This window comes from Bradyrhizobium sp. SZCCHNR1053, from assembly GCF_032381235.1.
Lineage (GTDB): Bacteria > Pseudomonadota > Alphaproteobacteria > Rhizobiales > Xanthobacteraceae > Bradyrhizobium.
Genome location: NZ_JAUHJM010000002.1, coordinates 450,847 through 466,046 on the forward strand (window position 1 = coordinate 450,847; position 15,200 = coordinate 466,046).

The window sequence follows — 15,200 nt, forward strand, 5'->3', positions numbered from 1 at the left end:
TCACGCGAGCGAGGCGATCCAGTTGCTGATCTCGGCCTGCCGCATCCCGTCATTCGCGACGTCCTGGTCGAGCCCGAGCCGCCACAGAATGTCGCGCCGGGCGCGGTCGTGGTGCAGGGTGGCGAGATCGGCTGCGTAGCGCTCGAGCTCCGCCGGATCGACGAAGAAGCCCTCCTCGACCAGCGGCTGGCCGATGCGGCGAATCACCCAGGCAACGTCCTGCAGGCTGAATTCCGGATGATATTGGACGCCCCAGAACCGGCCGTGGCCGCTGCGGATCTCCGCGGCCTGCACCTCGCTCATGGCATTGTGCGCGGTGATCGTCGCATCCGACGGCAGCCGGGTGACGATGTCGCTGTGAATCGCCGGTGCATCGAACACGGCGCTCCGCGCCGCATGCATCGGGTGATCGCGGCCCGCATCCGTCAGCGCGATCTTGCGCGCAAAGCCGACCTCGCGGCCGGCCGGATTGAGCGACACCTCGCCGCCGGCCGCCACGGTTGCGAGCTGGAGTCCCCAGCATGAGCCGAACATCGGCACGCCCCGCGCGAAGATCGTCCGCACCAGCTCGATCTGGCGCAGCGCTTCCGGCTCGCGCTGATAGATGTTGAGCGCTGATCCCGTGATGACGATGCCCTGATAGGCCTCGATCGGCTGCGGCAGGCGCGCATCGGCATCGGCGGGTGTGGCGATGTCAATCGCCGCGTCCGGCGCCAGCGCGCGCAGCACGGCCGCGTAGCTCTCCGACGGCGTGGCGCCGGCGACCTCGGCCCAGCGGCGCCGGCCGTCCAGCGAGTTGCCTTCGAGCACGAGCAGTCTCAGCACTCGTCAATCCTCCGCCCGCCCGATCAGGGCTCCAGCACGCCGCGCAGGAATCGAGCGCTCCGCTCGCGCACCTCCGGCCGGTTCAGGATCGTGTGCACGTCGGCATCGATCACCATCACCTCCGCCTTCGCATCGTCTTTGAGCGCGGCGGCGCAGGAGCCGGTGACGGCGCGGTCCTTGTTCCAGGGATTGGCAGCCGAGAAATACGGATCGCGCGCCGAGATCGCGTTCAGCACCGGCTCCTTTGGGCCGATGCCGAGCCTGGGCGCGGTGACGAAGTAGTTGTCCTCGCACGACCACGAATAGATCAGCCGCGCCGCCACATCCTTGCCGGCGTAGCGGCCGACCGCCACCGCGCCCTCGCTGGTGCCTGCCAGCACGATCCGCAGCCGGTCCACCCAGCTCCAATCGCGCGACGCCTTCAGCGCGTTCTCCAGTTCGGCCAGCCGCAAGGCGTGGACGCGCTCATAGATCGCGACGTCGACCGGCGAGGCGTAGGTCAGCCGGTCGGGAATCGCGAGGCTGTCGGGCGCCACCGACGCCACGCCGAGCTCATCGGCGAGCCAGGCCTGGAACTCCTTCACCGCCGGCGCGACGCCGCTCGACCCGTGCATCACGATCACGAGCGGCGCGATCCCGATCACGTCGGGCGCGTCCTCCGCATGCCCCTCCCAGCGCCGTCCGCCGACGAGCGCCGCCGGCAACACCAGATGGGCCAGGCTCCAGGTCAGCGCGAGATTCGCCGACGATGGCTCCAGCACCGTGCCTCTGGTCTCGCCGGGCGTGTCGGCCGCGAGGCAAGCGGTCACGAGCAGCAGGGCGGCAGCCACCGACAGGACACGCGCCACGAACATGATCGATCCGTCCTCCTGCGAGGCGAGCACAGCGAGCCTGGCGCGCACCGTCCGTTTCAATCACGGCATCGGGCTGCGGACAAGCAAGGTGCGACGGACAGAGCATGCAGGGCACGCATGCGGTGACGCGATCAGCGCGCGCGCAGCCGCCGGCGCTGGGCGCGTGGCGTGTCCATCGACCGGACGTGATGACGAGGCGTGGCCGCAGCGCAGAAGATCGCATTGGGCGCGGCGGCCGGCACGGCGGCGGCCTCGCGCGCTCCTCCGCAGCCGCTGACGACGCGAAGCCGCGGCACAACCGGCGACATGTCCCGCAAGCTCTCCTGCCGTACGCTCCCATCGCTCGGGATCTCCACGGGAGAGAGAGCCAGCAGCGTCGCCCGCAAGCCGCGAAGGATGGCGGCCATTGCGCGCAACGGCCGCGCCCAGCGAAACCGCCGGGCCGACCGCTTGGCGCGGCCCTCGGCGCGCTTGGCTCGCCCGGCTCCGCTGCCGCGCCGGCCGCGCTGACTGGACGCGGATCCCTCTTCATCGACCTGCAGCATCGGCCGGAACGACAGTTCCGAGGGACCAGCCGCGATCAACAACTTGCGCATGCGTCTCACCTTGATCTCGTGACGGCCAACCCGGCGGCCGCGTTCGTCGAGACCATCGCGCAAGGACGGTGACCGCAAGCTGTTGCCCGATGTCAGCGACATGTCAGCTCCGCCGCCGGCGGTATCGTCGCCGGAAGCGGGTCATGGCTCACATTCTCTCTCCCAGCCGCGCCATCACCAGATCCAGCACGTCGGCCTCGTCGAACGCCGCCGCAGTGAGCGCCGCGCCCGCCGCGATCAGTTCGTCGTGACCGAGGTTGGTGCGCATGCCGACGGTGGCGATGCCGGCCGCCGTCGCCGCCGCGATGCCGGCGCGGGAATCCTCGAAGGCGACCGACCTTTCCGGCACGGCATCGATCGCACGCAGGCCTTCCAGATAGGGCAGCGGGTGCGGCTTGCCGTGCGGCAGCTCGTCGCCGATGATCACGGCGCGAAACCGGTCCATCAGCCCGAGCCCGTGCAGGATCAGCTCGGCATTGGCCCGCGGCGCGTTGGTCACGGCCACCACCGGAATCGCCGCCGCCGCAGCCCGATCGAGCAGCGCCGTCAGGCCCGGCAGCGGCTGCACCGCGCCGGCGGCGAGGCTGCGAAACACCTCCTCCTTCTGCGCCATGACCGCCGCGCGCCGCGCGGGCTCCTCATCCGGCAGAAATTGGGCGGAGATCGAAAGATTGGAGCGGCCGAGCAGTTCGCGGGCCGCCCGCGCGCGGTCGAACACGTGGCCATACGGCCCAAACACCGCGTTGAAGGCCTGCAGATGCAGCGCATCGGTGTCGGCGAGCGTGCCGTCGATGTCGAACAGCAAAGCCCGATCCTTATTAATAACGCCTCGCATCAGCAAATTGACCTCAACTCATCCGGATGTTGACGCGATCTGATCCAACTCTCGACCATTCCGCCTGTCGTTATTCCCCAAACGGCGTGAAACCGCGACGGGGGAAATTGCGATGATCGGCCAGTTGAGCGCATTGCCTGTTTTGACATCGTCGAGGCTCGGAGCGGCCGCCGCGCTGGTCTCAGTCATCTGGATTGCCGCACCCGGCGCCGCGCAGGCCGGATCCGCCAACGGCGACATGGTCAACGGCCAGTACTGCAACGATCTCTGCAAGGCCTATATGGCCTGGTCCAACCGCATGCTGGCCGTCACCCAGCCGGCGTCCTATTCGCGGCCGCAGGTGCGGGTCGCGGTGCCGCAGAGCATGACGCCCAAGAAGATGGACAAGGCCGAGAAGCCGGACCGGATGGCGCAGCACGGACCGAAGCCGCATCGGCCCGCCAACCTGAACTCCTTCGCCCAACTGCCCTCCGGCAGCCAGGCCACGCAGTCTTCGATGGAGCCGCCGCCGAGCGACCTCGCCGCGTCCGACGCGCCGGCGACAGGTCGGCTGTTCGCCGCCGACCCGCTGCCCCACTCCGCCATCGCCGACATGCGCCGCGCGACCGACGCCGCCGGCCTGCGGCTGGTGTCGATGACCGAGCCCGTCACGGTCGGCGAGGCCGGCGGCAGCCCGCGCTCGAAGATGCCCTCGATCTGGATCATGCTCGCGGCAGCCGCGCTGCTGGCCTATTTCGGGCACGGCTGGCTCAAGCGCCGCAACGGCGCGTCGCACCACCTCAACTGAGACGGCAGGAACTGCGACGTCAGGTCGCCCGCGCAACGCCGCGGGAACCATTCCGGACAAATTGACCACCTGCCCTCGTCTGCGACCGGAGCTTCGGTTGAACTCGCAGCGCCGCGGCTCTATGCGTGGGCGATGAACATCGCCCTCACCGCTCCACCGCTGAGTTCCTGGCCGCGCCATCGCGCGGACCTGAAGCCTGCGCCGTTCCTGCCGATGAGCCGCAAGGAGATGGACGCGCTCGGCTGGGACGCGTGCGACATCGTGCTGGTGACCGGCGACGCCTATGTCGACCATCCTTCCTTCGGCATGGCGATCATCGGCCGGCTGCTCGAGGCCCAGGGCTTTCGCGTCGGCATCATCTCGCAGCCCGACTGGCACTCCGCCGAGCCGTTCAAGGCGCTCGGCAAACCGCGCGTGTTCTTCGGCGTCACCGGCGGCAACATGGACTCCATGGTCAACCGCTACACCGCCGACCGCCGCATCCGCAGCGACGACGCCTATACGCCCAATGGCGAAGGCGGCAGGCGGCCGGATCGCTGCACGCTGGTCTATGCGCAGCGCTGCCGCGAGGCGTTCAAGGACGTGCCCGTCGTGCTCGGCGGCATCGAGGCGTCGTTGCGCCGCATCGCGCATTACGACTACTGGTCCGACAAGGTGCGCCGCTCGGTGCTGGCCGACGCAAAGGCCGACATCCTGATCTACGGCAATGCCGAACGCGCCGTGATCGAGGTCGCGCATCGGATCGCCGGCGGCGAAGCGCCGAAGGACATCCAGTCGGTGCGCGGCACCGCGCTGTTCCGCAAAGTGCCCGAGGGTTTTGTCGAGCTGCATGCCGACGATCTCGACTCCGCCGACGAAGGCGCTGCGCGCGAGAAGGGCGACGTCGTGATCCGGCTGCCGTCCTGCGAGCAGGTCGAGGCCGACAAGGAAGCCTATGCCCGCGCCTCGCGCGTGCTGCACCGGGAGAGCAATCCGGGCAATGCGCGTCCCCTGGTGCAGCGTCATGGCGACCGCGACCTCTGGCTCAACCCGCCGCCGATCCCGCTGACCATGGCGGAGATGGATAGCGTCTACGATCTGCCCTACGCCCGCGCGCCACACCCGTCCTATGGCGATGCCAAGATCCCGGCCTGGGATATGATCAAGTTCTCGGTGACGATCATGCGCGGCTGCTTCGGCGGCTGCACCTTCTGCTCGATCACCGAGCACGAGGGCCGCATCATCCAGAGTCGCTCGGAAGGCTCGATCCTGCAGGAGATCGAACGTATCAGGGACAAGACGCCGGGCTTCACCGGCGTGATCTCCGACATCGGCGGCCCGACCGCCAACATGTACCGGATGGCCTGCAAGGACCCCAAGGTCGAAGCCGCCTGCCGCCGGCCGAGCTGCGTGTTTCCGGAGATCTGTCCGAACCTCAACACCTCGCATGACGATCTCATCCGGCTCTATCGCAAGGTGCGCGAGGTCAAGGGCATCAAGCGCGTGATGGTCGCCTCCGGCGTGCGCTACGATCTCGCGGTCGAGAGCCCGGCCTACATCAAGGAGCTGGTCACGCATCACGTCGGCGGCTATCTGAAGATCGCGCCGGAGCATACCGAGCGCGGCCCGCTCGACAAGATGATGAAGCCGGGCATCGGCAGCTATGACCGCTTCAAGCAGATGTTCGACGCCGCCGCCAAGGAGGCCGGCAAAAAGTACTACCTGATCCCGTATTTCATCGCCGCCCATCCCGGCACGTCAGACGAGGACATGATGAACCTCGCGCTGTGGTTGAAGAAGAACCGCTACCGCGCCGATCAGGTCCAGACCTTCCTGCCGTCGCCGATGGCGACCGCAACGGCGATGTACCACACCGGCGTCAACCCGCTGCGCGGCGTCCGCCATGGTGGCAGCGACAAGGTCGAAGCCATCAAGGGCTTGCGCCAGCGCCGCCTGCACAAGGCGTTTTTGCGCTATCACGACCCCGACAATTGGCCGGTGCTGCGCGATGCGCTCAGGGCGATGGGCCGTGCCGATCTGATCGGCTCGCGTCCCGAGCAATTGGTGCCGGCGCATCAGCCGCCGGGCACCGGCAAGGCCGCAACGACACGGCGGCCGGTGCGCCCGGAGCAGCGACCGCAGCGTTTCACGACGAAGGGTGTGCGGATCAGGAAGTAGTCCGCGCTGGGCGACCTCCGATCTCGGCGTCAAGGGCAAGCCCGCGCCCCACACTCCCCCGTCGTCCCGGACGAGCGCGCATCGCGCGCGAAGATCCGGGATCCATAGCCACAGGGAGACGTGTTGGGCACATCCTGAGCCACCAGCGTGCCTCACACATCGGCCGGTGGTTGATGGGTCCCGGCTCAAGGCCGGGACGACACTGAGTGTGTCGCATGGCCGTTCCACCTCACAGGCGTGATGAGCATCGCGAGCGCGACGTATCCGCGCCCACGCACCACATCCACTGCACGATTTCTCCAAACAGCCCACCGCAGCCCCGCGGCGCATCCGCGCCCAGGTCATGCCGCCGACATCGCCCTCGACAAACGAGAGGGCGCGGGGAAGACCGGACCTCGACTGAGGTCCGTGGCCCGCCTGCAGAAAAAAAATGCAGGCGGCAGGTACCACGGTTCAGCCGGACGACCCGGCCTTCCCCGCGCGCTGGTTTTAACGGCTGCTTCGCGATCTCCCTGGGGACCGGGCTTGTCTTGCCCCCATCACCGGCGAGACGCGTCTCCGCATCATCAACCGGCTTGACCTCAGCATCGGGAGGCTAGGACCACGCGACTTGACCGTACGTCCCAGGCCTGCTCGCCGGCCCCGCAAATGCAGAGCCCCAAGCCCGACACGTCCACCGCTTCCCGCTTGCTACGCTCCGTGACGATCGGCCGAAACGCCCCTCTTCATCGCGAGCGGGATGCCCAGAAGCATCGTTCTGATTTGCCCGACGGTGCAAGCCGGGAAGCGTGCGACAAACTGGCGCGACGGGCAGTTTGCGCATGCGGGGATGCGGGAAATGCCTGTCGGGCAGCGACGGCGCCAAGGCTTTAAGTCCAACAAGACAGTTTTCGCATACTGTCCCTGTAACAAAGGCATCTAAAAAGGGGCAGACTGTTTTAGTGGACCGGTCAACGCTACAACACTCTTGATCTCACTCGATGGAATATATGCGACTCTGTCATTTACATAGATAAGAAAGCCGCTCGATGACGAGCGCAATATCTTGGCATCTGCAAATACACGCTCTTTTGTCGCAACTTCGAAGACCTCAGAACTCTTCATTTGAAGAGTGCAAACCCACGCACCTATCAAAACAAAAAACAGCATCGCTGCCCAAGATGAAAAGAAGATGCCACTTGAGTTTACCGACCCAGCACTGACCAAATCATCATAGCTAAATGCGGCCATGTAGATCGAAATAGCTGCCACCCACACGATGGCCGACGGCAAGGTGACGCCGTAGATATGACCGGCCATCATGCCCAATGGCGCACTCAAGATTAAAAGAGCCGCAAAAACCTTAGCACCGATCCCTCTTTTCCTTAGTTGCGCCATCACGCTGGGGCCGGACTCCTGAATAACTCCAAATATCGTTGGCCCAAGAAGAAGAATCAGAACAATCACCAAACCGAAAGAGTAGGCAATGTTGGTGATGTCCACAATTCCGATGAAATGAATGCCAATTGGCATAAAATAGCCGATGTTGAATAGCGATACGATTGCGATCGCAATCGCGGTGAAGATTGGCCAATGTTTCGAGATGCGTTCAAGCACCATTTTCCCCATTCGCCGGATTTGCGCTACGTCGAACCATAACACGGCGCGATGCCGGTCCCATCGACAATCACACAAGATTCCGTAACAGGCGAACCTTGTATTGCAGGCCGTCATGCCACGGTCCTCAGACCCTCGACGACAACTGCTCAAGCTTACCTCAGCTATCATGTACACACGCCGGACCCACAGTTGCCGGATTACCGCTCGCCGCCGTTCAGGCCGCGACGGCTAGTCTCAAGGAACTGCGATGACATCGTATATGGCAAAACGCCTTGCCGGCTCATGACCCGCTGGGCAGGAGCCGGCCAAGGCACCACCGTCGCCAACAGGCCTATGTCGTCTCCCGAGCTAGACCGCTTGCGGCTTATTCACCGTCTCGATGCGATCGAGAACCCTGCCAAGCTTTCGCTTGGCGATCTAGACATCATAACCCGTCTGCAGATTGAGCCAGAACTCCGGCGTCGTAGCGAGCGCCTTGCGAGCCGGAGCGCGGTGTCGGCCGTGATGCCGGTCTGCTCGCTAGCGATCCGCTCGATGCGGGTTCGCGGCAGGCCGCAGACCTTGGCGACGGCACCGGCCGACATTTCGATCGGAATAAGGAATTCCTCGCGCAGAACCTCGCCAGGATGCGAGGCTTGAGCTTCTTGGTCATCGCCGCGGCCGATCTCGGCGACTTGAGATCGCTCCCGGCAGTCCCTGCTCCGGCGGAGGCGCCCACTGACCGGCCTTCGCTCGACTATGCATTGAATGCACCGATCGTCGTTCGGAAAAAGCGGCTTGCGCCGCCCGATCTCGGCGTGTAGACGGCGCCTGTCGCGAAAAGCGGTCGTTGCCTACGGCCGAGTACAAGCCGTCCATCTGCCTTTTGGCATGGACCGGCCCAGCGTCTCCCACACATCGATCGCCTGACAGATCGTCAGGCTCCAGCGAGCGGTCGCGCGTGTTTGCGCCATCGGCTCGCGTGGACCGGAGCGCGCCATGACCAGGGCTGTTGCCGTCATCTATCTCACCATCGTGCTCGATGCCGCCGGCATCGGGCTGATCTTTCCGATCCTGCCGTCACTGCTGCACGACGTGACGCACACCGACAACGTGGCGTCCTCTCTCGGCGTCATGACGGCGCTCTACGCCGCGATCCAGTTCATCTGCGCGCCGATGCTGGGCTCGCTGAGCGATCGGCTCGGCCGGCGCCCGCTGCTGCTGGTCTCGCTGGCCGGAGCCACAGTCAACTACCTGTTCCTGGCCTTTGCACCCGATCTCTGGATGCTCCTGCTCGGCCGTGCCATCGCCGGCGCCACCAGCGCAAATGTCTCGGTGGCCGCGGCCTACATCACCGACATCTCGCGCGACGAGGAACGGGCCCACCGCTTCGGCCTCCTCAATGCGATGTTCGGCATGGGATTCATCATCGGGCCCGTGCTCGGCGGCGCGCTCGGCGACCATTGGCTGCGGCTGCCGTTCGTCGTGGCGGCGGCATTGAACGGATGCAACGTTCTGCTGGCGTTGCTGATGCTGCCGGAATCGCGACCACCGGACCGTAGCAAGATCGAGATCGCGGTTCTGAACCCGCTGCGGCCACTGCGCTGGGTGTTCGCCGTCAAGAGCCTGTTGCCGGTCGTTCTCCTGTTCTTCCTGTTCAGCGCGACCGGCGAGGCCTATGGCGTCTGCTGGGCGCTGTGGGGCGGCGACACCTTCCACTGGAGCGGTCTTTGGATCGGGCTGTCGCTCGGCGCCTTCGGGGTGTGCCAGACGCTGGCCCAGGCCTTCCTGCCCGGCCCGGCCGTGAGATTGCTGGCCGAGCGCGGCGCCATCCTGACCGGGGTCGCCTGTGTCTGCACGGCCCTCACCGCCATGGCGTTCGTCAACCGGAGCTGGATGGTGTTTGGCGCCATGCCGCTGTTCGCGCTCGGCGGCATGGGCATGCCGGCCCTGCAGTCGATCGCCACCCGGCAGGTGGACGAGGATTTGCAGGGGCAACTCCAGGGCGTGCTCGCCTCCACGGTCAGCCTCGCCTCGATCGTTGCGCCGCTCGGCTTCTCGAGTCTGTACTTCGTCGTCAGGGACGATTGGCCCGGGGCGATCTGGCTGTCGGTCGTCGCCATCTACGCGATCGCCGTTCCCATCGTTCTCACGCTGCGCCCAGCCAAGCCGGCGGCTGTGCCCTGATGTATCGGAACGATCGCCGTCGCCGTCCGTTGGACCCGATGCCTCAGATCGAACTTGTAAAGCCGCTCTCTCGCGCGATGCAGATCTATCGCCGCGTGGCCGGACACGATCTCGACCAGGGAACGCGACGCGCCCTCGCGCGGCATATCCGCGGGTTGGCCGAACAAGGCGTGCATGATCCCGGCCGGCTGACCGTCTGCGGCCTCAGCTATCTGCGCAAGCTCGACCGCCAACGCGGCCGCGAACGATCCTGATAACGATCCTGATCAAGGCACGCCGCCCGCGCTAGCAGCTCGAGTCCCCACCGGCCCAGCGATAGATGCGGCTGCTCAGGGGGCCTGCTCCCATCGGGTTGCTGACCTTGATGGTCACGCGGGATCCAGAGCCGGATTTTTCGATGCGCGCCGCGACGAAGTAGTTCATCCGGATCCCATAGCTGCCCGCGACCAGGCGAAACTCCGCGAAGCCGCGGTCGCGGTGCAGTTCGCCTTCGGCTTCGATCTGTCCCTGGGCCGGGTTGCCTGGACTGAAGACCGGGACGGGCGGATTGCAGCGCTTGCCGGTCTCGATCAAGCGGCGGTAGATTTCCTCGTAGCTTTCGGAAAAGCTTCTGCTATCGGCAACGTCGCGCGAATTCAGGCCCTCCGGCGACGTCGCACATCCACCGAGCAGCGCCATGGCAGCCGCCGTCAGCGCCGCACGCAAAGCGAACTTCATTCCCATGAACCGTCCCCCAGCGCCCAACGATCGCCTCGCCCCGAGTGATCACCGTCGTCTTCACGCTACCTGAAGGATACGCGAGTTCCCGTGAACCATGCAATATGCGACGCGTCCAGACTTGGTGCTTTTGCCCCGGAGATGTCTTGACATGGCGGTCGGAGACTGAGGTTGAGGTCAACCCGCCAGCAGCGATCGTCGTCTATCGGTAGGAGCCGAACGCGGGGACCATCCGCATCGTTTGCGCGTGAGCGAAATCAGCGGCGCACCAGTTGGCTCCGATGATGGGCCGGCATTCGGAACGATCGCCGCCGGCTTCCGTTGACTTCGATGCCTCGGATCGAACTTGCCAAGCCGCTCTCGCGAGCGATGCAGATCTATCGCCGCATGGCCAGACACGATCTGGACCAGGCGACGCGGCGCGCGCCGGCGCGGCACATGCGCGGGATGGCCGATCAGGGCGTGGATGATCCCGGCCGGCTGACCGTCTGCGGTTTGAGCTATTTGCGCCAACTCAACCGACAACGCGACCGCGAGCGATCCTGACCTGTCGCGTCGGACACATGGCGATTGATCGTGAGCGGACCGCACCTCCGATCCGCCCGATCGCTTGGCTACATCACGCCTTTCAGTTCAGGCGAGTGCGACGGAGATGGCCGGGGCAAGCCCGGCCATGACGACGATGAAATGGCGGGCATAACTTAGATCGACTACGCGATGACCGTCTCGCGCCCAATCAATCCTCTGCTGGTAGCGACCGCCTCAGTTCGCACTGATCGCGTGCAGATGCATCGCGAGCATCATCGGATCGTGGTGCGGCTCGGCGGAATAGGACGCATAGGCCGTTGCGTGGTCATGGTTCGCGCCGGCATCGGTGCCATTCAGCGCAGCAGCGTCGGCCTGGGCATTCGCCAGCACCTGCGCGGCGCCGGCGGCATCGCCCAGCTTGGTGAGGCTGGCGGCCGTCTCGGCGGCCACGGCGGAGGCGATCACCGCGGCCTGCTGCGGCGTCTGCACGGGCGCGGCGACGCCGGCGGCGTGCGGGATCTGGGCGAGCAGCGCCTGCGTGTCTGGGGTCGAGATATTGTAGCCGAGCGTCTCCAGCACCACGAGATCGATCGGCGACAGCGTCTGCGACGTGGTCGGATTGTAGAACTCGTTCAAGGGATCGCGGGCGCCCTGGATGCCGGTGTTGAGGAAGTCGGCCGGGTCCGACACCTGGCCGTAATCGGCGATCTTGGTGAGCCCGCCGTCGAGCGAGAAATAGGCCGGCGGCGCCGAGCTGATGCTGTTGTTGATCAGATGCTGTCCCGGCTTGGTGAAGTCGAACAGGTCGAAGATGTCGAGATTGCCCGGCGACGGCACGCGTCCCAGCGCATGCGACAGCTCGTGCAGTGCGACGCCGACCAGCGACTGCGTCGGGATGTCGGTGTTGAAGACGGCGAAGCCGTCCTCCGTCGTCGTGCTGTTTGGATCGATGAGCCCGAGCACCTTGGCCTGGGCGTTGGCGACGAACACCTGGGAATGGCCCTGCACTGCCCGCCCCGTCGGCAGGTTGTCGAACACCGTGTCGCCAGCCGCCGCGTGGTCCTGCAGATCGGTTCGGAGCTGCGCGTAGCTGGCGAGGACGCCATTGGAGACATTGGCGCCGGCGCCGCCGCCGGTGCCGGCGAAATCGATCGCGAGGTTGACCGTGGCCTGATCGGTGATCGCCGAGGACAGAATCGCCGCGGCCTGCTCGACGCCGGCGCGGAAGCTTTCGGGCGCGGCAGCAGCGGCGGCATCGAAGGTGAGGTTGAAGGTGAGACCGCCGGTGTGAACCGAGACGGTCTCGGAGCCGTCGGCATGCACCACCGGATCCGACACCGCGCCGGGCGGCAGCACGACCGGCGGGGCGGCCGCAGCCGTATTGGTCGTCGTGTTCTTCGCCGCCGCGGCCGGATCGGGCATCATGAGGCCATCTGAGCTCAGCCCGAGCTGGTCATAGGTCAGCGTGTTCATCAGACGGACTCCTCACTCATGGCCTCGCGTCTCCAGCTGCGAGGCGTTCGCAGGCCGCGACCATCGTCGGCAAGTGAGTGAAAAGTCTGACGCTGCCGGAACCTCTTCGGGGCAGCCGCGCCACGGTTTGGATGCGGCCGGGCGGGCCCGCCATGCTCCTGCCGCGCTGGTCTCGCGCGACGAATGACGGCAATCTGCGGCAGGCGTCCGCGACGGATGCAGCCAACATCATTCAGATCGAGAGCCTCCCATGAAGATGCGCCCGCTCGGCCGTTCCGGCCTCAACGTTCCGCCCCTCTGCTTCGGCTGCAACGTGTTCGGCTGGACGGTGGACGAGGCGGCCTCGTTCCGCCTGCTCGACAAGGTGCTGGAGTCCGGGATCAACTTCCTCGACACGGCGGACGTCTATTCGCGCTGGGTGCCCGGCCACAGCGGCGGCGAGTCCGAGACCATCATCGGCAAGTGGATGAAGCTGCGCGGCAACCGCGATCGCATCATCCTCGCCACCAAGGTCGGCATGGACATGGGCGACGGCAAGGTCGGGCTGAAGGCCGACTACATCGCGCGCGCGGTGGAGGACAGCCTGCGCCGGCTGCAGACCGACGTGATCGATCTCTATCAGTCGCACAAGGACGACGAGACGACGCCGCAGGAGGAGACGCTGGCGGCCTATGACAGGCTGATCAGGGCCGGCAAGGTGCGCGTGATCGGCGCCTCGAACTTTTCGGCGGAGCGGCTGCAGGCCGCGCTCGAGCTGTCGGCGAAGAGCGGCTTGCCGCGCTATGAGAGCCTGCAGCCGGAATACAGCCTCGCCGAGCGCGCATCCTACGAAGGCGCGCTGCAACGCGTCTGCGAGAACTACGGCGTCGGCGTCATCACCTTCTTCTCGCTGGCCGCCGGCTTCCTCACCGGCAAGTATCGCTCGGAGGCCGATTTCGGCAAGAGCCCGCGCGGACAGCGCGGCATCCCGAAATACATGAACGAGCGCGGCATGCGCATCCTCGCCGCGCTGGACGCGGTTGCAAGGGAGACCGGAGCGCAGCAGGCCTCGATCGCGCTGGCGTGGCTGCTGGCGAAGCCGTCGGTGACGGCGCCGATCGCCAGCGCCACCAGGCCCGCGCACGTCGACATCCTGGTGGCGGCGACGGAGCTCGCGCTGACCGCGGATCAGGTCGCGCGGCTCGACGCGGCCAGCGCGTGAGCGCCGGCGCGCGGCGCCATCATTCAGCGCCGAGCATGCGACGTTTCGACACGCACGCAGTACGATCGTTCTCCACCGAACACGGCCTGTGATCGAGTATTCGGCGCGCTCAGCGCCGGTCCTCGATCGCGGCACTTGATCACGCTGCTCCTGCACCGCATTTTCAGCACAGCCGTGAAGCGGGCCGGGCGACTTTGCAGCATCTCGCGGATCGCCACCTCACGGCCAAACTTCGGCCGGGATCGAACTGCTAAGTCCACTGTCAATTTAGAATGTATCGAGGAAGCGTTCGGTGAATCGTGTCGCGCGCGTAGCTGTTGGCGCATTCGTATTTGCATATGTTCTGTCATCCCTCGTGGCGCTGGCTGGCAGCGCCCGAGCGCAGCAATTGCCGCAGCGCCCGCCGACCGGCGGCGCCGTCGGTACGCTGCCGGACCGCGAGGCGCTGAACTCCGGCACCGTCACCGTGATCACCGCGCCGATCGGCGGGCCGATGTCGGTCATGGGCTCCGACATGGCCGCGGTGCTCGACGAGGGCGAGAGCCTGCGTGTGCTGCCGATCCTCGGCAGGGGCTCGGCGCAGAACCTCATCGACATCATCATGTTGAAGAACATCGACATGGGCTTCGTCACCACCGACGCGCTGGAATTCGTGAAGACGGAATACAACATTCCAGACATTGCGCAGCGCGTGCGCTACATCGCGCAGCTCTTCCACAACGACGTCCACATCGTCGCGCGGCGCGAGATCCGCTCGCTGGAGGATCTCAATGGACGGCGGGTGTTCGCCGAGCGCTCGATCGGCCTGCCGGCGGCGCGCACGATCTTCCGCCGGCTCGGCATCCGCGCCGACATCGACTCCCAGACTGATCCGACCGGCGGGCTGCAGAAGCTGATCGACGGCCAGGGCGATGCCTGGATCGCCTCGGTGTCGAAGGACGCGCCGATCATCAAGGGCATCAAGAACGAGGGCGGCCGGCTGCATCTCCTGACGATCCCCTATGACCACGCGCTGCAGGACATCTATCTGCCGTCGTCGTTCTCGTCCGAGGAATATCCGAACCTGGTGCCGCCCGGCACCAAGGTCGAGACCGTCGCCGCCTCGACCGTGCTGATGGTCTACAATTGGCCGGAGAACAGCGAGCGCTATCGCCGCACGGCGCGGTTCGTCGACGCGCTGTTCGGCAAGATCCAGGTGCTGCAATCGCCGCCGCGGCATCCGAAATGGCGCGACACCGTGCTGTCGGCGCCGGTGCAGGGCCTGGTCCGCTTCAAGGCGGCGCAGGAATGGCTCGACGGCGCCCGCACGATGCAGTCGCCGGGTCAGGATGCCAACCCGGCCGAATTCCGCAAGTTTCTCGACGAGCGCAAGGCGCAGGCGCGGATGTCGCCGGACGAGGCCGCGAGACTCTACAGCGACTTCCTGAAGTGGCAGCGGAGCAGGGAGCCGCGCTGAGCGCGG

At 66.1% G+C, this 15,200-nt stretch carries 14 protein-coding genes and 1 pseudogene; 7 read left to right on the forward strand and 8 right to left on the reverse strand.

Annotated features, from left to right (window positions below; all coding sequences use genetic code 11):
• The 4 genes from QX051_RS06990 to QX051_RS07005 form a co-directional block, all read right to left on the reverse strand.
• Positions 1-825, reverse strand: a complete 825-nt coding sequence (locus QX051_RS06990) for a type 1 glutamine amidotransferase (RefSeq protein ID WP_315775577.1) — start codon at positions 823-825, stop codon at positions 1-3.
• A 23-nt stretch (positions 826-848) separates the two neighbouring features.
• The gene (locus QX051_RS06995) at positions 849-1,679 is read right to left on the reverse strand and encodes a hypothetical protein (RefSeq protein WP_315775851.1); all 831 of its coding nucleotides are present in this window, start codon (positions 1,677-1,679) and stop codon (positions 849-851) included.
• Between the two features lie 131 nt (positions 1,680-1,810).
• Positions 1,811-2,338 carry a hypothetical protein gene (locus QX051_RS07000; protein WP_315775578.1) on the reverse strand — a complete coding sequence of 176 codons (528 nt, stop codon included), beginning with the start codon at positions 2,336-2,338 and terminating at the stop codon, positions 1,811-1,813.
• 85 nt (positions 2,339-2,423) lie between these two features.
• On the reverse strand, positions 2,424-3,116 hold the full coding sequence (locus tag QX051_RS07005; RefSeq protein ID WP_315775579.1) for an HAD-IA family hydrolase: 693 nt from the start codon (positions 3,114-3,116) through the stop codon (positions 2,424-2,426).
• Positions 3,117-3,222: 106 nt separating this feature from the next.
• On the opposite strand from QX051_RS07005, the gene QX051_RS07010 reads away from it, so the two are divergent.
• Together QX051_RS07010 and QX051_RS07015 are read left to right on the forward strand one after the other, a co-directional pair.
• Positions 3,223-3,897: a hypothetical protein gene (locus QX051_RS07010; RefSeq protein WP_315775580.1), complete on the forward strand. Its 675-nt coding sequence runs from the start codon at positions 3,223-3,225 to the stop codon at positions 3,895-3,897.
• A gap of 132 nt (positions 3,898-4,029) precedes the next feature.
• Complete coding sequence (locus QX051_RS07015; protein WP_315775581.1) at positions 4,030-6,054, forward strand: YgiQ family radical SAM protein; 2,025 nt, start codon at positions 4,030-4,032, stop codon at positions 6,052-6,054.
• A 918-nt stretch (positions 6,055-6,972) separates the two neighbouring features.
• On the opposite strand, the gene QX051_RS07020 is transcribed toward QX051_RS07015, so the two are convergent.
• Both QX051_RS07020 and QX051_RS07025 read right to left on the reverse strand, forming a co-directional pair.
• On the reverse strand, positions 6,973-7,653 hold the full coding sequence (locus QX051_RS07020; protein WP_315775582.1) for a hypothetical protein: 681 nt from the start codon (positions 7,651-7,653) through the stop codon (positions 6,973-6,975).
• Positions 7,654-8,001: 348 nt separating this feature from the next.
• A pseudogene (locus QX051_RS07025) lies at positions 8,002-8,305 on the reverse strand (HigA family addiction module antitoxin).
• A gap of 326 nt (positions 8,306-8,631) precedes the next feature.
• On the opposite strand from QX051_RS07025, the gene QX051_RS07030 reads away from it, so the two are divergent.
• Together QX051_RS07030 and QX051_RS07035 are read left to right on the forward strand one after the other, a co-directional pair.
• Entirely contained in the window at positions 8,632-9,819 is a 1,188-nt protein-coding gene (locus QX051_RS07030) for a TCR/Tet family MFS transporter (protein WP_315775583.1), read from the forward strand.
• On the forward strand, positions 9,819-10,073 hold the full coding sequence (locus tag QX051_RS07035; protein ID WP_315775584.1) for a hypothetical protein: 255 nt from the start codon (positions 9,819-9,821) through the stop codon (positions 10,071-10,073). Before QX051_RS07030 ends, QX051_RS07035 begins: the two co-directional genes overlap by 1 nt.
• A gap of 31 nt (positions 10,074-10,104) precedes the next feature.
• Here the strand turns inward: QX051_RS07035 and QX051_RS07040 are convergent, their stop codons facing one another.
• Positions 10,105-10,497 carry a hypothetical protein gene (locus QX051_RS07040; RefSeq protein WP_315734901.1) on the reverse strand — a complete coding sequence of 131 codons (393 nt, stop codon included), beginning with the start codon at positions 10,495-10,497 and terminating at the stop codon, positions 10,105-10,107.
• A gap of 369 nt (positions 10,498-10,866) precedes the next feature.
• Between QX051_RS07040 and QX051_RS07045 the strand changes: the two genes are divergently transcribed.
• Positions 10,867-11,082 carry a hypothetical protein gene (locus QX051_RS07045; protein WP_315773672.1) on the forward strand — a complete coding sequence of 72 codons (216 nt, stop codon included), beginning with the start codon at positions 10,867-10,869 and terminating at the stop codon, positions 11,080-11,082.
• A gap of 216 nt (positions 11,083-11,298) precedes the next feature.
• On the opposite strand, the gene QX051_RS07050 is transcribed toward QX051_RS07045, so the two are convergent.
• Positions 11,299-12,537, reverse strand: coding sequence for an NF038122 family metalloprotease (locus tag QX051_RS07050; protein WP_315775585.1), 1,239 nt, complete (start codon positions 12,535-12,537; stop codon positions 11,299-11,301).
• Positions 12,538-12,787: 250 nt separating this feature from the next.
• Here QX051_RS07050 and QX051_RS07055 point away from each other — a divergent pair, with 250 nt between their 5' ends.
• Complete coding sequence (locus QX051_RS07055; protein ID WP_315775586.1) at positions 12,788-13,738, forward strand: aldo/keto reductase; 951 nt, start codon at positions 12,788-12,790, stop codon at positions 13,736-13,738.
• A gap of 292 nt (positions 13,739-14,030) precedes the next feature.
• Positions 14,031-15,194 (forward strand): hypothetical protein, encoded by a 1,164-nt coding sequence (locus QX051_RS07060; RefSeq protein WP_315775587.1) that lies wholly within the window; start codon positions 14,031-14,033, stop codon positions 15,192-15,194.
• The last annotated feature ends 6 nt before the right edge of the window (positions 15,195-15,200 follow it).